The sequence below is a fragment of the Mumia sp. zg.B17 genome, assembly GCF_019550915.1.
Taxonomy (GTDB): domain Bacteria; phylum Actinomycetota; class Actinomycetes; order Propionibacteriales; family Nocardioidaceae; genus Mumia.
In genome coordinates, this window is the sequence record NZ_JAHWCI010000006.1 from 1 (window position 1) to 18,940 (window position 18,940).

The 18,940-nt window shown below is 70.9% G+C and carries 15 protein-coding genes and 1 rRNA gene; 2 read left to right on the plus strand and 14 right to left on the minus strand.

What is annotated here, in order from left to right:
• Positions 1-80: ribosomal RNA gene (locus tag KV097_RS08450) — 16S ribosomal RNA — on the minus strand; the annotation flags it as partial.
• A gap of 527 nt (positions 81-607) precedes the next feature.
• Entirely contained in the window at positions 608-1,867 is a 1,260-nt protein-coding gene (gene tyrS, locus KV097_RS08455; RefSeq protein ID WP_308289375.1) for a tyrosine--tRNA ligase, read from the minus strand.
• A 205-nt stretch (positions 1,868-2,072) separates the two neighbouring features.
• Here tyrS and KV097_RS08460 point away from each other — a divergent pair, with 205 nt between their 5' ends.
• Positions 2,073-5,450 (plus strand): BTAD domain-containing putative transcriptional regulator, encoded by a 3,378-nt coding sequence (locus KV097_RS08460; RefSeq protein WP_220365634.1) that lies wholly within the window; start codon positions 2,073-2,075, stop codon positions 5,448-5,450.
• A gap of 13 nt (positions 5,451-5,463) precedes the next feature.
• On the opposite strand, the gene KV097_RS08465 is transcribed toward KV097_RS08460, so the two are convergent.
• The 5 genes from KV097_RS08465 to KV097_RS08485 form a co-directional block, all read right to left on the minus strand.
• Positions 5,464-5,841 (minus strand): hypothetical protein, encoded by a 378-nt coding sequence (locus KV097_RS08465; protein WP_220365635.1) that lies wholly within the window; start codon positions 5,839-5,841, stop codon positions 5,464-5,466.
• Complete coding sequence (locus KV097_RS08470; RefSeq protein ID WP_220365636.1) at positions 5,838-8,006, minus strand: MMPL family transporter; 2,169 nt, start codon at positions 8,004-8,006, stop codon at positions 5,838-5,840. Before KV097_RS08470 ends, KV097_RS08465 begins: the two co-directional genes overlap by 4 nt.
• Positions 8,007-8,135: 129 nt before the next feature.
• Positions 8,136-9,365 (minus strand): sugar ABC transporter permease, encoded by a 1,230-nt coding sequence (locus tag KV097_RS08475; RefSeq protein WP_220365637.1) that lies wholly within the window; start codon positions 9,363-9,365, stop codon positions 8,136-8,138.
• Positions 9,362-10,243 carry an ATP-binding cassette domain-containing protein gene (locus KV097_RS08480; RefSeq protein WP_220344688.1) on the minus strand — a complete coding sequence of 294 codons (882 nt, stop codon included), beginning with the start codon at positions 10,241-10,243 and terminating at the stop codon, positions 9,362-9,364. Before KV097_RS08480 ends, KV097_RS08475 begins: the two co-directional genes overlap by 4 nt.
• An 81-nt stretch (positions 10,244-10,324) precedes the next feature.
• Entirely contained in the window at positions 10,325-11,383 is a 1,059-nt protein-coding gene (locus KV097_RS08485) for a sugar ABC transporter substrate-binding protein (protein WP_301021524.1), read from the minus strand.
• Between the two features lie 168 nt (positions 11,384-11,551).
• Between KV097_RS08485 and KV097_RS08490 the strand changes: the two genes are divergently transcribed.
• On the plus strand, positions 11,552-12,685 hold the full coding sequence (locus KV097_RS08490; protein ID WP_220365638.1) for an ROK family transcriptional regulator: 1,134 nt from the start codon (positions 11,552-11,554) through the stop codon (positions 12,683-12,685).
• A 23-nt stretch (positions 12,686-12,708) separates the two neighbouring features.
• On the opposite strand, the gene KV097_RS08495 is transcribed toward KV097_RS08490, so the two are convergent.
• The 7 genes from KV097_RS08495 to argH form a co-directional block, all read right to left on the minus strand.
• Complete coding sequence (locus KV097_RS08495; RefSeq protein ID WP_220365639.1) at positions 12,709-13,395, minus strand: thioredoxin domain-containing protein; 687 nt, start codon at positions 13,393-13,395, stop codon at positions 12,709-12,711.
• A 10-nt stretch (positions 13,396-13,405) separates the two neighbouring features.
• Positions 13,406-13,984, minus strand: a complete 579-nt coding sequence (locus KV097_RS08500) for a DNA-3-methyladenine glycosylase (RefSeq protein ID WP_220344685.1) — start codon at positions 13,982-13,984, stop codon at positions 13,406-13,408.
• Positions 13,981-14,391 (minus strand): universal stress protein, encoded by a 411-nt coding sequence (locus KV097_RS08505; RefSeq protein ID WP_220344684.1) that lies wholly within the window; start codon positions 14,389-14,391, stop codon positions 13,981-13,983. Before KV097_RS08505 ends, KV097_RS08500 begins: the two co-directional genes overlap by 4 nt.
• Positions 14,388-15,905, minus strand: a complete 1,518-nt coding sequence (locus tag KV097_RS08510; protein WP_220365640.1) for a tripartite tricarboxylate transporter permease — start codon at positions 15,903-15,905, stop codon at positions 14,388-14,390. The genes KV097_RS08505 and KV097_RS08510 overlap by 4 nt, the downstream gene beginning before the upstream one ends.
• Positions 15,905-16,420 carry a tripartite tricarboxylate transporter TctB family protein gene (locus tag KV097_RS08515; protein ID WP_220365641.1) on the minus strand — a complete coding sequence of 172 codons (516 nt, stop codon included), beginning with the start codon at positions 16,418-16,420 and terminating at the stop codon, positions 15,905-15,907. Before KV097_RS08515 ends, KV097_RS08510 begins: the two co-directional genes overlap by 1 nt.
• Positions 16,417-17,427: a tripartite tricarboxylate transporter substrate binding protein gene (locus KV097_RS08520; protein WP_255559392.1), complete on the minus strand. Its 1,011-nt coding sequence runs from the start codon at positions 17,425-17,427 to the stop codon at positions 16,417-16,419. Before KV097_RS08520 ends, KV097_RS08515 begins: the two co-directional genes overlap by 4 nt.
• 108 nt (positions 17,428-17,535) lie before the next feature.
• Entirely contained in the window at positions 17,536-18,909 is a 1,374-nt protein-coding gene (argH, locus tag KV097_RS08525) for an argininosuccinate lyase (protein WP_220365999.1), read from the minus strand.
• Positions 18,910-18,940 lie beyond the last annotated feature (31 nt).

Consider the following 18,940-nt stretch of genomic DNA (forward strand, 5'->3'; position numbering starts at 1 on the left):
GAAGGGCCTTACCGCTCGACTTGCATGTGTTAAGCACGCCGCCAGCGTTCGTCCTGAGCCAGGATCAAACTCTCCATCGAAACCCAACCAAACGGCCAGGCACAACAAAAACGTTCAACCCCGGACATCACTATTTGCTGACAAATAATTCTGTCACGGAATTTGACCAAAACAACAACCCAGCAAAACCAGGCCATCATCAAGGTCGCTGATTATCTCGTCGACTTTTGACACACTGTTGAGTTCTCAAACATCAGACACACAAAACCCTCAACCCCACACAGGAGCATCAGACCAAGGCGCGACCCCCAAACCTACCAGAGCTTTGCTCGGCAGCCAAGATGGCCAGCCGGTCGGTGGTCTCAGAGAGAGGGGGGTGTCTACCAGGGCCGCGTGCCCGGCCTCTCGGCCTTGCCCGCCGCCGTCCCCGGCAACAAGAAGAACATTACGCGGCGGAAAACGGCCGGTCAAATCGGGGTCGTGTGGGCTGGCTCACAAACACTGTCTTCGCAGGTCAGGGGCGGTTTTGGGTCGGAAAGCCCGAGGCCCGGCGCCGCGTTGGGGTGTCGAGCCTCGGGGATCTCTCGGACAAGCCTGGACAGACCGGTCAGGCGCTGCTCACCTCGGCGCCTGCGACCGCCTTCTTGCCGCGCCGCAGGACCACCAGGCCCCCGTGCAGGCCGGCGTCGTCGAGCGTCGCCTCGGGATCCTCGGCGCGGACGTTGTTGACGTACGCCCCACCCTCGGTCACTGCTCGACGTGCCGCAGACCGGCTGTCGACAAGGCCGGCGCTCACCAATGCGTCGACGACGGTGGTTCCCCGTGGGACGGCGACCAGGCCGGCCTCGCTCAGGGCTGCTCGCAGCGTCGACTCGGGCAGATCACCGAGCTCGGCCCGGCCGAAGAGTGCGGCAGAGGCCTGCTCGGCCGCCTTGACCTCGTCTGCTCCGTGCACCAGAGCCGTCACCTCGGCGGCGAGCCTGCGCTGGGCAATCCTCAACCCGGGCTTCTCGGCCGACTCCGCCACGATCGCGTCGATCTCCTCGAGATCGAGGAACGTGAACTGCCGGAGGTACTCGACGACCTTCGTGTCCTCCGCCTGGATCCAGGTCTGGTAGAAGGCGTACGGCGAGAGCATCTCGGGATCGAGCCAGAGCGCTCCCCCGGTCGACTTGCCGAACTTGGTGCCGTCGGCCTTGGTGATCAGGGGCGTGGACAGTGCGTGGACCTTGGCACCCTCGGCGCGCCGCACCAGCTCCACGCCGGCCGTGATGTTGCCCCACTGGTCGCTGCCGCCGGTCTGCAACGAGGTGCCGTACCGGCGGTAGAGCTCGAGGTAGTCCATCGACTGGAGCAGTACATAGCTGAACTCGGTGTAGCTGATCCCCGACTCCAGCCGGCTCGCGACGACCTGGCGGTCGAGCATCCGGTTGACCGGGAAGTGCTTGCCGATGTCGCGCAGGAAGTCGATGACGTTGACGTCTTTCGTCCAGTCGAGGTTGTTGACGACGCGCGCGGCGTTGTCACCCTCGAAGGACACGAACTGCTCGACCTGCGCCTGGATCCGCTCGACCCATTCCGCGACGGTGTCGCGGCTGTTCATCGTGCGCTCCCCCACGTCGCGGGGATCGCCGATCAGACCTGTCGAGCCGCCGACGAGGATCAGCGGCCGGTGTCCTGCCAGCTGGAGGCGCCGCGCGGTGAGCAGCTGGAGGAGGTTGCCCATGTGCAGGCTGGGCGCCGTCGGGTCGAAACCGACGTAGTACGTGACCGGCCCCGCGGACAGATCGGCGCGCAGGGCGTCTCGGTCCGTCGAGTGCGCGACGAGTCCGCGCGCCTCGAGGTCGTCCAGGACATGGGTGGTCACGTGATGTCTCCTCTGTCGGTGATCGCGGCCAGGAACGAGGCCGATCTCCCTGCAAGTCTGCCGCACGGCGCACGCAGCGCGCCGTGACGGCGCCCGACTCCGTGCCCCCGGTCGGCGGTCGCGGTGGTGGGACGATCCCTCGGGATCGGCTCGGCGTACGGGAGATCGCCGGTCCTGGGACCGGCACGCGCTTATGCTCAGGGCCATGTGGCTCGCTGTTCTCGGCCCGGTCGAGATGCACCGCGAGCAGGCCTCGCCGCCGGTCGCGCTCGGGACGCGCAAGCACCGCGTCCTGCTCGCCGCGCTCGCGCTCGGCGCCGGGAGCGTCCAGAGCGTCGACACCCTGATCGACTACCTCTGGGGCGGCCGTCCCCCGGCCGGTGCGCACGGCACGCTCCAGGCCTACGTCTCCGGCCTCCGCAGGGCGTTGGCGACCGTGGTGCCCGACGACGCGGACCCGCCGCTGCGGACCTCGAGCGGTGGGTACGTCCTCGACACGTCGGGCCTCGCGCTCGACGCCGCCACCGCGAGCGATCTCATGCACGGGGCCCACCGGCGGCTCGGTCCGCTCGTCCGGCACGCCGTCCCCCGACCCGGTGTCACGACGGCCGACGTGCTGGAGCAGGCTGCGCGTGACCTCGACGCCGCCATCGGTCTGTGGCGCGGGCGTCCGTACGACGAGCTCGGCGAGCACCCTCAGGCCGTTGCCGAGCGTGCCCGTCTCGACGAGCTGCGTCTGGTCGCGTGCGAGGACCGCGCCGCCGTGCGACTCGCGCAGGGCGAGCACGCGACGGTCGCGGCCGAGCTCGAGTCGCTGACGACGCAGCACCCCCTCCGTGAACGGCTCTGGACGCTGCGCGCGGTGGCCCTGGCGCGCAGCGGACGTCAGGCTGACGCGCTCCAGGCCGTCCGGGTGCTCACCTCGACGCTCGACGAGGATCTCGGTATCCAGCCCGGGACCCAGGTGCAGGAGGTGCAGGCGGCGATCCTGCGGCAGGACCCGGCGATCACCTGGACCGAGACGACTCCGTCGTCACCCTCGACGGCGACGGCCGAGCCGCAGACGGTGCCCGCTCCCCCTCGAAGTCTTCTCCCTCGAGGGCCTCAGCCCCGACTGCCGCAGCTGCCTGCGTGGCCGATGGTCGGCCGCGACCGCGAGCTGGCCGTCCTCCTGGACCGGTACGAGGTGGCCGAGACCGGACGCCCGCAATTCGCCTGCCTCGTGGGTGAGCCGGGGATCGGCAAGTCCCGCCTCGTCGCCGAGGTGCTGGCGCGCGCCCGCGAGCGCGGAGCGCGCGTCCTCGTCGGACGCTGCTCCCAGGACAGCGGCGCGCCGCCGCTGTGGCCGTGGGAAGCCGTTCTCGAAGGGCTGGGCCGTGACGTCCCGACCGCCGTGGGCGGCGACCCGGACAGCGAGAGGTTCGCCGCGTGGGAGCAGATCTGCCGGCAGGTGCTCGACGCCGCGGACGAGCAGCCGCTGGTCGTCGCGCTCGACGACCTCCAGTGGGCCGACCCGTCCTCGTTGGGCGTTCTGCGCCACCTCTGCGCCGTCGCCGACGAGGGCCGGTTGCTCCTGATGGTGACGATGCGCACCCACGCCGAGCAGGACGGGGCCGTCGCGGAGACGCTCGAGGCGCTCGCGCGCAGGCACGCGGTGTCAGTGGCGCTGACGGGTCTCTCCGCGGCGGAGACCGGGGAAGTCTTGACGGCCCTCTCCTCGCACCCCGTCGCCCCTGCGACGGCCCGGGTGATGCAGGAGCGTACGGACGGCAACCCCTTCTTCGTGGTCGAGTACGCCCGGCTCCTCGACGAGGCGGGTGGCGACGTGGCGCTCGAGCCGCCGACCGCCGTCACCGACGTCGTACGGCGCCGACTGGCCGCGGTGCCCGACGGCACCCTCGACGTGCTCCGTCACGCCGCCGTCGTGGGACGACGTTTCGACCTGCCTACCGTCGTGAGCAGCACAGGGCTCGACGACCTCACGGTCCTCGACCGCCTCGAGCCCGCGACCTCCGCGGGGATGGTGCGCGACGAGGGGGACGACCGGTTCCGCTTCTCGCACGCGCTCGTGCGGGACGCGGTGTACGCGACGCTGTCGCCGTCGCGCCGCCAGCGCATGCACGCCCGGATCGCCGAGGCGCTCCGGCTCGACCAGCGCGCCTCCAGCCGGACCGCGGAGATCGCGCGGCACTGGGCCGATGCGGGTGAGGACCATGCCGCGCAGGCGTGGACGTCGGCGTACCGGGCCGCGCTCGCCGCGCAGCGCCGCCACGGCCACGAGGAGGCCGCCGAGCTCCTGGCCCTGGCCCTCAGCCGCATCGACCTCGACCCCGATGCCACCCTCTCCGACCGCTACGAGCTCCTGCTGGCGCGCGCCGACGCGACGCGTTGGGCGGCCCGCTGGGACGACCTGACCGACGCCGTCGAGGAGGCGATCACGGTGGCGGACAAGCTCGGCGACCCCGAGCTGCTCGCCCGGGCCGCGGTCGCGACGACGCGCGGCGCGCTGTGGCAGAGCCCGACCTTCGGTGAGACGAAGGAGACCATCGTCGGCGCCCAGCGGCGCGCTCTCGCCGCGCTGCCGGGCGGGGACTCGCCCCTGCGGTGCACGCTGCTGATCAGCCTGGCCAACGAGGTGTACTACAGCGCCACGGAGTCCGAGTGCCAGCTGCTCGTCGCCGAAGGACTCGAGATGGCGCGACGGCTCGGTGACGACGCGCTCCTGATGGAGATGTGCTCTGCGGCGTTCCTGGCGGTCTGGCGTCCGTGGACGGCCGTTCAACGGCTGGCACTCGCCGACGAGGCGGTCGCGATCGCCCGCCGGCTCGGCGATGCCCGGGGTGAGGCGATGGCGCTCGCGCAGCGGGCCGCGGTCCACGGCGAGCTCGGTCATGTCGAGGACCTCGAGCGTGACCTGGCGGAGGCCGACGGTCTCGCGGACGATCTCCAGCTGACCTACGTCCGGTGGTTCCTGGACTGTATGCGCCTGCCGTGGCTCGCGATGCGCGGCGAGCTCGAGGAGGCCCGAGCGACCCTGGACGGCCTCATGACGCTCGTCGACACCATCGCCGTGCCCCACAAGTACGACGCCGTCGGCGGCCTGATGCTCGTGCTCGCGATCTGGGGCGGTCTCGACGACCGCGAGGACGGCGTCCTCGATGAGCTGGTGGCGGCAGCGCGGGTGCCGATCCACATGGCCGCGACCGGCTTCCTGCTGCGACTCGGTCGTACGGACGCGGCCCGGGAGCTCTTCGAGACCTCACGGCCGACGCTCGACGACGAGAGCTGGATCGCTCCGTTGATCTGGGGGTTCGGGGCCGAGGTCGGGCTCGCTCTCGGCGACCGCGACCTCGCAGCAGCCGCCTACGATCGGCTCGCCCCGCTGCGCGGGGGCGTCCTGAGCGCCGGCTCGACGATCGCCATGGGACCGGTCGACGCGTTCCTCGCGCTCGCCGCCGCTGCCGACGACGACATCGGGCTCGCGACGCGGCACGCCGACGACGCCGTACGGTTGATGCAGACGTGGCAGATCCCGTTGGCGGAGCAGTGGTTCCTCCGTCAACGGGACCTGCACGGCTTCTGAGCCTCGGTAGGGATCAGGGCGTCAGGGCTTCGCTGCCCGCGAGCAGACAGTCGATCCGCCGCCCGGTCTGCACGAGCCTGACGAGAAGCGCCGCCCGGATGTCGCGATCTCCGTTGCCGGCCATCCACGCGAGCCCTTCCCCGCACACCGCCATGGTCTCCGCCAGATCGGTCTCCTGGCGCATCAGAGCCTCGGTCTGTGGTGCGCCGCTGAGCCGGCCCCAGCGGCGGTGCAGGCGTGCCCACGCCAACCGGTCGCCGAGCGGCGTCGTCCGTGCGGCCTCGACGACCGCCGTGACCTCGTGCTGGAGGGGGTGCTCGCGCGTCGTGCCGTTCATGTCGTTCGTGCCGTTCATGTCGTTCGTGCCCTTCATGCCGTTCATGCCGTTCATGCCGGAGCCTGCTCTCTCTCGTCGGTCGCACCAGGACCGGACGGTGCCGGTGCGGTGACTGCGCCGGCGTCCAGCTCGGCGCGTACGTGCGGGAGCCGCCGGTCGATCCAGGGCGGCAGCCACCAGTTCGCGCGACCGAGCAGCGTCATCGTGGCCGGGACGAGCACGAGGCGGACCAGGGTCGCGTCGAGTGCGACGGCCACCGCCATCCCGAGTCCCAGCATCTTGACGAGGACGGTGTCCTCGGTCGCGAACCCGAGGAAGACCGCCACCATGATCGCCGCCGCACTCGAGATCACCCGTGCGCTCGCGCTGAGGCCGGTGACCACCGATCCCCGCGCGTCCCCTGTCCGCAACCAGGCCTCGCGGATCCGTGACAGCAGGAACACCTCGTAGTCCATCGAGAGCCCGAACAGGATCGCGAACATCAGGATCGGTACCCAGCTCGAGACAGGGACAGCGCGGTCCATCCCGAGCAGGGACGAGCCCCACCCGTGCTGGAAGACGAGGGTCACGACCCCGTACGCGGCACCGATCGACAGCAGGTTCATCGTGGCGGCCTTGAGCGGGATGATGACCGACCGGAACATCATCGCGAGCAGGAGCATCGAGACGAGGACCACGAAGCCGACGACCACCCACATCCGCTCGGACAGCATGGTCGAGATGTCGGCGAGGATCACCGTCGTGCCGGTCAGCTCGACGCCGTCAGGGAGCCCATCGGTCCGTAGAGACGCGATGAGGTCGCTGGTGCGCTCGTCCTGCGGACCCGTCGTCGGTTGGGCGTCGAAGACGGTGATCGCCCCGTCGCGCGACGTGGTCGCGGGACCGACCGACGTGATGCGCGGGTCGTCGAGGAGGTCGGAGCGGAGGCGCTCGGTGTCGGTGGGGTCGACCGCACCGGTGTCGCTCACGAAGGTCAACGGCCCGTTGGCGCCGTGCCCGAACTCCGCGGCGACGAGGTCGTAGGCCTGGCGGGTCGTGAACGAGGCAGGGTCCGCGCTGGCGTCCTGCGGGAAGGTCCGCATGCCGAGCGCGGGTGCAGCCAGGGCGATCAGGACGACGAGTGCCGCGAGCGCCCACGGGAGCGGTCGTTTGCAGACCCGGCGCGCCCACCGTCCCGTGAGGGTCCGGCGCACGCTGCGCGGGCCACCGTTCTCGTAGGGACGCCCACGGTCTTTCCGCGCCACGAGGCGATGGCCGGCGAGACCGCAGAGCGCGGGCACCAGCGTCAGCGCGGTCGCCATGACCGAGGCGACCGCGATCGCGGTCGCCGCCCCGAACGCCGAGTACGTCGGCAGACCGGCAAGGCCCAGGCCCGTCAACGACACGAGCACCGTGAGGCCCGCGAACACCACGGAGCGGCCGGCGGTCGCCACCGCGGTCCCTGCGGCGTCGACCCTGGACCGGCCGCGGCGGAGCTCCTCGACGAAGCGAGTCACGAGCAGCAGCGCGTAGTCGATGCCGACGCCCAGCCCCACCATCGTCGCGACGGTCGGGGCGGTCGAGCTGACGTCGATCACCGCGGCAAGCAGCGTGACCCCTGCGCTCCCGACCGCGAGACCCACGAGGGCGACCGCGAGCGGCAGACCTGCTGCCACGACGGAGCCGAACGTGAGCACGAGGATGACCAGAGCGACGCTCACGCCGATCAGCTCGCCACGGCCGCTCATCTCCATCGCCGACCCGGGGACCTCTCCCCCGTACTCGACGTCGAGGCCGTCGACCCCCGCGGCCGAGACCGCGTCCTCCAATGGTTCGAGCGCGCCCATGACCTCGTGGTGGGTGACCGGCACGTCGTAGCGCAGGGTGAGCAGTGCCGTGTCGGAGTCGGCCGACAGCCTCGGGGGCGAGACCTGGGCGACGTGCGGGACGTCCTCCAGCGTGCCGGCGATCCGGGACAGGTCGGCTCGGACGAGCGCGCCTCCGTCAGGGTCGTGGACGGCGACCAGTGCGCTCGCGCCACCGGACTCCGGGAGGTGGGTGCGGAGGGCGTCGAGGCCGACCTGGCCCTCGGCGCCGGGCACGTCCCAGTCGTCATGGGTCGCGCCTCCGGCGCTCGCGGCGAGCGCGAGCACCCCGACGACCACGACGAGCCATGCGCTGACCGTGCGCCACGGGTGCGCCGCGGTCGCTCGACCGAGGCGGTACAACATGCTGGACATCACCAGTGCTCCTTGTCATCCGGTCTGGATGACAACGAGCCTCACGCGAGCCGCTTGCGGATCCCTTGGGAAAGCCTTGGGGCGTCGCCGCAGCAGCGACGACGCCCCGTGGAGACTCCCGGACGAGGGCTAAGCGGTGCCGGAGCTCCGGCGCGCCCGTCTCGACAGGGAGTCGATCGTGACGGCGAGCAGCAGGACCGCGCCGGTGACGATGTAGCGAACCTCGGCCTCCACGCCGATGAGGTTCAGACCGCTGGTGATCGACTGGAGCACGAGCATCCCGAAGAGCGCCGCGTACGCCGAGCCGCGACCGCCGAACAGGCTGGTCCCGCCGATGACCGCGGCCGCGATCGCCATCAGGTTGGTGTCGGTGCCACCGCTGGACTGGGCGACCGACTGCAGCCGGCCGGCGGCGAGGATCCCGCCGAGGACGGCGAACGTCGAGGCTGCGGCGAACACGGTGATGTAGACCCTGTTCACCGGCACGCCGGCGCGCCGGGCTGCCTCCTCGTTGCCGCCGACCGCGTAGACCGACCGTCCGAAGCGCGTCTTGCGGAGGATCAGGTCGACCGCCACGATCATCGCCACCCAGAACAACGGCATGTAGCCGACGCCGCGGTCCTGGTTGAGGTACCAGGCGCCGAAGAGCATCGCGGCCACCATCAGCACCGTCCGGATCACCGCGCCCCGCAGGGACGGCGCCGACAGGTTCGCCGCACGGCGGCGACGGATCGTGCGCAGCCGCAGCGCGAGATAGACGGCACCGATCGCGACGGCCAGGGCGTACGACACCGGGTCGGGCAGGTAGGAGAAGTTGGCGAAATCGATGATCCACGAGTCGATCGGGAGGTTGACCGTGCCGCGGCTCCCGAGCACCCACAGCTGGACCCCGAGGAACGCGAGGAGTCCGGCCAGGGTGATCACGAAGCTCGGCACGCCGAACTGCGTGAAGAGCAGGCCGTAGAACGTGCCGATCGCGACACCCACGGCGAGCGCGAGGAGGATCGCCGTCAGCAGCGGCCACCCCTGATAGACCAGCAGCACGGCCATGATCGAACCGCCGACGCCGCTCACCGAGCCGACCGAGAGGTCGATCTCGCCGAGGAGCAGGACGAGCACGATCCCGAGCGAGATCATGCCGATCGTCGCGGAGTCGAGGCTGAGGTTGACGAGGTTGCGCGAGGAGAGGAACCGGTCGTTCTGGAGGAAGAAGATCAGCCAGATCAGGACCAGGCCGATGATGACCGGGGCCATGCCGAGGTCGCCCGACCGGATCCGTCGCCCGAAGCCGCTGAGGACGGCGCGGGGCGACTCGCTCTCGAGGAGCCGCTCGTCGGTCTTGTCGTAGGTCGTGGTCATGCGTCGCGCTCCTGGTCGGGGTCGGGGCTCACGTGCCCCGGCCCGCCGGCGCCGTCCGGCAGGACGGCGTACGGGTCGATGGCGTCCGGCGTGATCGGGGACCCCGAGCGGTCGCGGGCCGCACGCTCGGCCACAACGTTGTCGGAGGCGCCGGTGATGGCAGCGACGAGCTGCTCCGTCGTGACCTCGCCGATCGCGAACTCGGCGCTGTTGCGTCCGAGCCGGAGGACGTAGATCCGGTCCGCGACAGCCTGGACGTCGGCCATGTTGTGCGTGATGAGCACGACGCCGAGCCCACGCTTGCGCAACCGCTCGATCAGGTTGAGGACCTCGGCCGTCTGGGCCACACCCAGCGCCGCGGTCGGCTCGTCGAGCATGACGACCTTGGGCTCACCGACGAGGCTGCGGGCGATGGCGACCGTCTGGCGCTGTCCGCCGGACAGCGAGGCGATCGGGATGCGCACGGACGGGATCTTGGCCGAGAGCTGCTGCAGGAGCTCCCACGAGTGGCGTTCCATCTCCACCTCGTCCAGCACTCCGGCCTTGGTGCGCTCGTGGCCGAGGAAGAGGTTCGCGACGACGTCGAGGTTGTCGCACAGAGCAAGGTCCTGGAAGACCGTCGCGATGCCGAGGGCCTGCGAGGCCTTCGGCCCGTTGATCGTGACGGGGCGTCCGTCGAAGACGATCTCGCCGCCGTCGGGCTGGTACACGCCCGACATGATCTTGACGAGGGTCGACTTGCCGGCGCCGTTGTCGCCGACCAGGGCGACCACTTCACCGGGGCGCACGTCGACGGAGACGTCGCTGAGGGCTTGCACGGCGCCGAAGCGCTTGTCGATGCCGCGCAGCGAGAGGATCGGCTGGCTGCCGTCGTTCATGATGTCCTTCGCTGATGGTGAGGAACGGGAACGGCCCGGGTGGTCACGACGCGCGTGACCACCCGGACCCCGAAGGCTTGATCAGCTGAGGCCCGCAGCCTTGCACGCGTCGGCGTACTCGGGGGTGCAGATGTCCTCGACCGTGTAGAACCCGTCAGCCACGACCGTGTCCTTGATGTTGTCCTTGGTGACGACCGCCGGGTCGAAGATGAACGAGTCGACACCCTCGTAGTCGGTGGTCTCGCCGACGTCGTCGCCGTTGACGATGGCGACCGCCACCTCGGCGGCCTTCTCGGCCTCGGTCTTGATCGACTTGTAGATCGTCATGTACTGGTCGCCGCTGACGATGCGCTGGATCGCGGCGAGCTCGGCGTCCTGACCGGTGACCGGCGGGAACTTCGTCATGCCGTCGGCGCGGAGGGCAGCGATCACGCCACCGGCCTGGCCGTCGTTGGCGGCGTACACGCCGGCGAGCGCGGCGCCGTCGACGTTGTTGAGCTGCGACGTGACGAACTTCTGAGCGTTGTCAGGGCTCCAGTCGGGGTTGTCGTACTCCGCCGCGACGGTCAGTCCGCTGGCGTCGATGGCCTTGTGCGCGCCCTTCTTGAACTGGGCGGCGTTCGGGTCGGTGGGCGAACCGTTGAGCATCAGGATGTCGCCGGAGCCACCGGTGGCCTCGACCAGCGCCTGACCCTGGAGCTCGCCGACCTTCTCGTTGTCGAAGGACAGGTAGTAGTCCGCGCCCTCCATGAACCGGTCGTAGGCCACGACCGGGACCTTGGACGACTGCGCCGACTTCACGGCGCCGGCCGCGGCGTCGCCGTCGACCGGGTCGAACACCAGCACGGCGGCACCGTCGGTGATCGCCGACTCGGCCTGCTGCTGCTGCTTCGCCGAGTCCTGGTCGGCGTTGAGGTACTTGACGTCGCAGTCGTCGCAGAGCTCCTTGACCTTGGCCTCGAACAGCGGCTTGTCGAACGCCTCGTAACGGGTGGTCTTCGTCTCGGGGAGCAGCAGCGCGATCGTCTTGCTGTCGCTGCCACCTCCGTCGCCGTCGTCGTCTCCGCCGCAAGCGCCCAGTGCGGCCGTGAGAACCACGACCGACGCCGCCCCTACGACGGTGCGCGCAAACTTGTTCACGATGTCCTCCCAGATGATGTGGTGCGGACAGCTGCAGGTCCGCCGCCGACAGTCTTGGGACCTTCCGCGTAATCGTCAAGTCATGAACGAATGAGCGTTGCAGAATCGAAACATATCTGTGAAATGTTCACCTCTTGACGACTCACGAGATCTGATTAGGTTGTGCCCATGCCTCCCACCGGCTCGCCCTCGGCGCTGCGCTCTGCCAACCTCGAGCGCATCGTGGGAGTCCTCCGCACCGCCACGGAGGTGTCCCAGGCCGAGATAGCCCGCCGCACCGATCTCGCGCCCGCGACCGTGTCCAACATCGTCCGCCAGCTCGTCGCCACCGGGCTCGTCGAGACCTCCGGCGGAGCCGGCCGTCGAGGCCTCACGGTCCAGATCTCCCGTCGCGCCGGACTCGTCGCAGGACTCGACTTCGGTCACTCCCACCTCGAGGTCGCGCTCGGCGACCTCGCCGGCCGCCCGCTGGTCGGCGTACGCCGCCCGCTGGACAACGATCACCGGTACGCAGATGGCCTCGCGCTGGCGGAGGATCTCCTCGACGACCTGCTCGCCGAGCTCGGGGAGAGCCGCGACGCCGTGCGCGCCGGAGGCCTCGGGCTCCCCGCGCCGATCACGAAGGACGGCCGCATCACGGCCGGCTCGATCCTCCCGGGCTGGGTCGGCGTGGCCGCGGCCGACGTGGCCTCGGCCGTGCTCGGCATCCCGATCCTGGTCGACAACGACGCCAACCTCGGTGCGCTCGCCGAGCACCACCACGATCCCGGGGTGACGACCCTGGCCTACCTCAAGGCCTCCTCCGGCATCGGCTGCGGACTGGTGCTGGACGGCCGCCTCTATCGCGGCGGGCTCGGCACCGCCGGTGAGCTCGGCCACGTGACGCTCGACGAGAGCGGACCCTTGTGCCGGTGCGGCAGCCGTGGGTGCCTCGAGGCGTACGCCGGGGGTAGCGGACTGATCGAGCAGCTGCGTGGACGGGCCCCGGACCTGGCCGTCCACGACCTGGCCGACCTCGCCGTCTCAGGAGACGCGGGCGCCCGGCGCCTCCTCGAGGACGCCGGCCGGGCGCTCGGGCAAGGGTCGGCGATCCTCGCGAACCTGCTCAGCCCTGAGGTGATCGTGGTGGGCGGGGACCTGGCCTGCGAGATCCTCGTCGACGGCATCCGTGACGGTCTGCGCCGTCACGCGGTCGACGGGCTCGAGGGAGCGATCGAGGTGCGGTTGTCCACGCTGGGCGACAAGGCCTCGGTCGTCGGAGCCCTCGTGACCGCGCTCGACGCGGTGGCGCTGACCGGGTGACGTCCCCGGCGCCGGCCAGCCGCTCAGACCGTCGTACGGCCGAGCAGCGCGGTGAGCTCTACCGTCGTCGGCGTGCTCGTCAGCATGGTGCCGTCGACCTCGACGGCCGGTGTCCCGTCGATCTTGCCCATCGCGTCCTCGGTGAGCTCAGGGACCAGCCCGGCGTGCTGCCCGGTCTCGATGCAGGACCTCGCGTCAGCGGCGCCGACCTCATCGGCGAGTCCGACGAGGTCGGTGTCGGACAGACCGCCCGGGCGCTGATGCTCCAGGAGAGCGGCGACGAACGCGGCGTACTCCGCCGCCCCCTCGGCGGCGGCGACGCACAATCCGGCGTTGACGCTCCGCGCGGAGGCGCGGTCGGTGCTGCCGTTGTCGAGGAACGACACCAACCGGTACTCGAGCGTGATCGCGCCCTCCGCGAGCCGCGCCTCGAGCAGCCGCCCCTGGTCAGCGGCGAACGCCTTGCAGTGCGGGCACAGCGGCTCGACGTAGACGGCCACCGCGGTCGCCTGCTCGGGGAACGAGCCCGCGGGGTCGAGGTCGCGGGCGGTGACGACCACGCCGCCGCCGTCGGTGAGCGTCGGGACGGCCGCCGCGGCACCGGCTGGTCCTGAGCGACCCGTCGCGACATCGGCGGCGCTGCCGCACCCGGCGAGGACGCACGACACGAGGCACACCATGAGTCCGGTCACGAGCCAGGAGCGAGTCATGCCGCCATCCTCACAGAGGCTCCGCGTCGCCGGCCCGGGGGCTGCGGCGGTAGGCCGAGACCGTCGGGTCGTTGGTCACCCAGAACCGCCACGGGACGTCGGCCGCCCGTGAGACCCCCACCCGGGGCCCGGCACTGACGGCCTCGGCCGGGATCGGCGCGTCGCGGTGCAGCACGACCTGAGGTCCGTCCAGCGTGGCCCCGTTCTGCTCGATGGTGATCCCGAGCGCCGAGGTCAGGTTGGCAGGGCCTCGAGCGAGTCGGACGTCGGGCACTCCCCCACGCCGGTCACGGGCTGTCTCGACGCCCCGCACCACCTCACCGGCCCGCAGCAGCACGGCCGACGCGTCACCGTCGGCCCCCACGACCACGTTCGCGCAGTAGTGCATCCCGTACGAGAGGTAGACGTAGAGCACGTCGGGCGGTCCGAACATGATCCCGCTGCGCGGCGTCGGTCCACGGAAGGCGTGCGACGCCGGGTCGCCCGTCCCGCCGTACGCCTCGACCTCGGTGATCCGCACGGTCACGTCACCACGCGTCAGGGTCGCTCCCAGCAGGTGCCGCGCCTGCGTCTCGATCTCGTCCGTCACACTGCCGAGTGTGCCGGGCCGTCCGGCTTCACCGCGAGGACGGGGACGGGAGAGTCGAGGAGGAGTCGCTGGGCGACGCTCCCGGCGATCATCTTCCCGACCGGGGACCGGTGACGGATCCCGATGACGAGCTCGTCGGCACCCACCTCCGCGACGACGGCGAGCACCGCGCCGGCGACGTCGGGGTCGATCGGCTGACGGACGACCGCGTCGACGCCCAGCCGCACGAGCTCCTCACGGAGGTGGTCGGCCGCGCTGCCGGCGGCGAACCGCCGGTCGACGTAGGAGTCCCCGCGGGTCGCGTTGACGACCACAAGGTCGGTGTCCCGCAGCCTCGCCTCCGCCACACCGTGGGCGAGGGCGGCGCGTCCCTGGTCGTCCTCGCTGTAGGCCACGACGACGGTCATGGGCGGACCTCCTTCTCCAGGTCGTCGAGCTCCTTCTCCAGCGGGTCGGTGCCGCCACCGCGCAACCGGGCGACGAGAGGGACCAGCACGATCAGCGCGATCACCACGTACGCGACGACGGCGACCGGCTCGGAGAGCAGCGTGGTCCAGTCTCCCTCGGAGAGCTGGAGCGCCTGCCCGAGCTGGTATTCCAGCTGCGGACCGAGGATGACGCCGATGATGAGAGGCAGCACCGGCAGCGCGAACCGTCGCATCGCGAGGCCGAGGAGCCCGAACGCGAGCAGCACCAGCAGGTCGAACCACTGGAAGTTGACGCTGTAGGCGCCGAGCGAGGCAAAGAAGAGGATCCCGGCGTACAGGTACGGCCGCGGCGTGCGCAGCAGCTTCGCCCACACCGGCGCGAGCGGGAGGTTGAGCACGAGCAGCAGGGTGTTGGCGACGAAGAGGCTGGCGAGCAGGCCCCACACGAGCTCCGGCTCGTTGTCGAAGAGGCCGGGTCCCGGCTGCAGGCCGTAGCTCTGCATGGAGGCCAGGATCACCGCCGCGGTCGCGGTGGTGGGCAGCCCTAGGGCGAGCAGCGGCACCATGGTCCCGGCGGCGGAGGCGTTGTTGGCCGCCTCCGGACCGGCGACGCCCTCGATCGCGCCGTGGCCGAACTCCTCGGGGTGCTTCGAGAGCCTGCGTTCGGTGATGTAGGACAAGAACGTCGGCATCTCGGCGCCACCGGCCGGGAGCGCGCCGAACGGGAAGCCGTACGCGGTGCCACGCAGCCACGGCCTCCAGGAGCGCGACCAGTCCGCCCGCCCCATCCACGGCCGACCGACCGGCGTGATCTCGAGCGGGCGACGCCGCAGGTGCGCCGCCACCCACAGCGCCTCCCCGATCGCGAAGATGGCGACCGCCACGACCACGATGTCGATGCCGTCGGCCAGCAGCGAGTTGCCGAACGTGAGACGCGGCTGACCCGTCGACGTCCCGACCAGGCCGATCGACAGACCCAGCGCCAACGAGATGAACCCGCGCAGCTTGGAGTCGCCGAGGACGGCGGTGACCGCCACGAGGGCGAGCAGCATGATCGCGAAGTACGACGGAGCACCGAGGTTCACGACCCAGTCGGCGACGCTCGGCGCGAGCGCCACGAGGAGCACGGTCCCGATGGTGCCGGCGACGAACGAGCCGATCGCCGCGGTGGCGAGCGCCTGGGCCGCGCGGCCCGCCTTCGCCATCTTGTTGCCCTCGATCGCGGTGATCACCGACGACGACTCCCCTGGCGTGTTGAGCAGGATCGAGGTCGTCGAGCCGCCGTACATCCCGCCGTAGTAGATCCCCGCGAACATGATCAAGGCGCCCTCGGGCGAGACGTTGTAGGTCACCGGCAGCAGCAGCGCCACGGTCATCGCCGGGCCGATGCCGGGCAGGACGCCGACCGACGTGCCGAGCAGCACGCCGATGCAGGCGTAGAGGAGGTTGATCGGGGTCAGCGCGGTCGCGAAGCCGTCGAGGAGCATGTCCATCAGAGCACCCCGTCCAGGATCCCGGCCGGGATCGGGATGCCCAGCCCGACGTAGAACCCGTACCAGGTGCCGACCGACATGACGGCGCCGATCGCGAGGTCGCGCACGTGCGTCCGGCTGCCCAGGACCCAGGTGCAGCCGGCGAACAGGAGTGCGCCGGTGATCGCCCAGCTCAGCAGGTCGATGAGGACGATGTTGACGACGAAGACGCCCACGAGCTTGGCGACGGTGAGCCAGTCGGCGCCCTCGGTCAGGTCGACGTCCTCGCCGGCCTCCGCCTCCGGCACGTCGCCTCGGGCGGTGACGACGGCCAGCAGCACCGCGAGCACGACGAGGGCGCCCCCGACGACGTAGGGGAACGCCGCCGGGGACAGCACCTGGTCGGAGAACCCGGCGCTCAGGGTCGCGGCGTCGTACAGCACGTAGGCGCCCACCACGGCGAGAAACGCCGCGAGGGCGTACTGGGCGCGGTCGACGACCCGCGTCGACGGCTCGTCCGCCTTCGCCGCGCTCATACCAGCCCCAGCTCCTTCAGGGTGTCCTCGACCCGCGCGTCCTGCGAGACCAGGAATTCCTCGAACTCGGCCCCGGTCTGGAAGGCGTCCGTCCAACCGTTGCGCTCGAGCTCGTCACGCCATGCGTCCGTGTCCTGCATCTCCTCGAGCAGCGTCACCAAGGCGTCGCGCTGCTCGTCGCTGATCCCCGGCGGCGCGAGCACACCACGCCAGTTGCTGAAGGCGAAATCGACACCGGACTCCTTGAGGGTGGGTGCGTCGACGGTCTCCAGCCGCTCCTCCCCCGACACCGCGAGGACCCGCAGGCTGCCTTCGGCGATCTGGCCCTCGAACTCACCGAGACCCGACGTCCCGACGTCGATCTTGGCGCCGAGGAGAGCCGTCGTCAGCGGGCCGCCGCCGTCGTACGCGACGTAGTTCACCTCTCGCGGGTCGACGCCGACCGCCTGGGCGAGCTGCATCGGGAAGAGGTGGTCGGGTCCCCCGGGCGAGGAACCGCCGCCGATCGACACGCTGCCGGGATCGGCCTTCCATGCCTTCACGAAGTCCTCGACCGTCGTGAATGGCGAGTCCGACGGCACGAGGAGGCCCTCGGACTCCTCGACGAGGCGCGCCAGCGGCGTCGCTCTGTCGACGGTGGCGTCGGACCGGTTGGTGTAGACCGCACCGACCACGCCGAGCCCCATCGTCAGCATGAGGTCGTCGGCCTCACGCTCGTTGAGGAGGCGCTGCATCGCGACGGTGCCGCTGGCGCCGATCACGTTGGTGATCTCGAATCGGCCGGTCAGGCCGTCGTCCTCCATCACCCGCGCGGCGGCACGTCCGGTGAGGTCGTAGCCGCCCCCGGGGCTGTTGGGGATCATCATGCGGAGGCGCCGGTTGTCGGCCTCGTCGGCGCCGCGGGTCACCCCGCAGGCGGCGACGACGGCCGTCAGCACCGTGACCAGCACCACGACCCAGGCGGCACGCGCCCGCCGCGAGCCTGGGTCCCTCACGTCAGTCGGCATCGTCCCTCGTTCCGTCGCGCGCGCCCGTACGGCACGTCCGTCCCCTGCGAGGATGGACCATCCCGTGGTCTACGTCACGTCGAGCCGACCACCGGCCGGTGTGCCGGCTCAGCCCAGCCGGGTCCGAAGCTCCGCCAGCTGCTCGGCGACGCGCACCGGTGCCGTACCCCCGCGGGCGTCCCGCGAAGCGATCGATCCCTCGACGCTGAGCACGTCGCGGACCTCCGGCCTGAGATGCGGCGAGACGGCCGCGAGCTCGTCGTCGCCGAGATCCCACAGCTCCTTGCCCTGAGACTCCGCGACGCGGACGCACGCTCCCGAGATCTCGTGCGCCTCGCGGAAGGGCACGCCCTCGCGCACGAGCCACTCGGCGATGTCGGTCGCGAGGGCGAAGCCCTGCGGCGCCAGCGACTCGAGCCGCTCGGTGTGGAAGGTCAGGGTGGCGATCATCCCGGTGAACGCCGGGAGCAGGACCTCCAGCGTGTCGACGGTGTCGAAGACCGGCTCCTTGTCCTCCTGGAGGTCGCGGTTGTAGGCGAGCGGGAGCGCCTTCAATGTCGCCATCAGGCCGGTGAGGTTGCCGATGACCCGTCCGGCCTTGCCGCGGGCCAGCTCCGCGATGTCGGGATTCTTCTTCTGCGGCATGATGCTGGAGCCGGTCGAGAAGCCGTCGTCGAGCGTGACGAAGCCGAACTCTTTGGTGTTCCAGAGGATGATCTCCTCGGCGAGGCGCGAGACGTCCACGCTGATCATCGCCGCGACGAACGCGAACTCGGCGACGTAGTCGCGCGCCGCGGTCCCGTCGATCGAGTTCGGGGCCGACCCGGTGAACCCCAGGTCGGAGGCCACCTGCTCGGGATCCAGCCCGAGCGACGACCCGGCGAGGGCGCCCGACCCGTACGGCGACCCGGAGGCCACGCGCGCATCCCAGTCGGCGAGCCGGTCGAGGTCGCGGACCAGCGGCCACGCGTGGGCCAGCAGGTGGTGGCTCAGCAGCACCGGCTGCGCGTGCTGGAGGTGGGTGCGTCCCGGCATCGCGACGCCGAGATGCCGCTCGGCCTGGTCCGCGAGCGCGGCGACCAGCGCTCGCACCAGCCGGCCGATCTCGGCGGCGTGGTCCCGCAGGTAGAGCAGGCCGAGTGTCGCGATCTGGTCGTTGCGCGAACGGCCGGCGCGCAGCCGCCCTCCGAGCTCCGGGCCGAGTCGGTCGACGAGCCCCCGCTCGAGGGCGGTGTGCACGTCCTCGTCACCGGGCGCGGGAACGAACGAGCCCGAGGCGACGTCGGCCTCCAGCGCGTCGATGCCGGCCAGCAACGCCGTGAGGTCGTCCTCGCTCAGCAGCCCCGCGCGCCGAAGCACCCGGGCATGGGCGCGCGAGCCCGCGAGGTCGTACGGCGCGAGGCGCCAGTCGAAGTGCGTCGAGCGCGACAGCGCCTCGAGCTCGGGCGAGGGGCCCGACGAGAACCTGCTGCCCCACAGCACGCTCCGCTTCGCCGCCTCCCCGCCCGCTGCG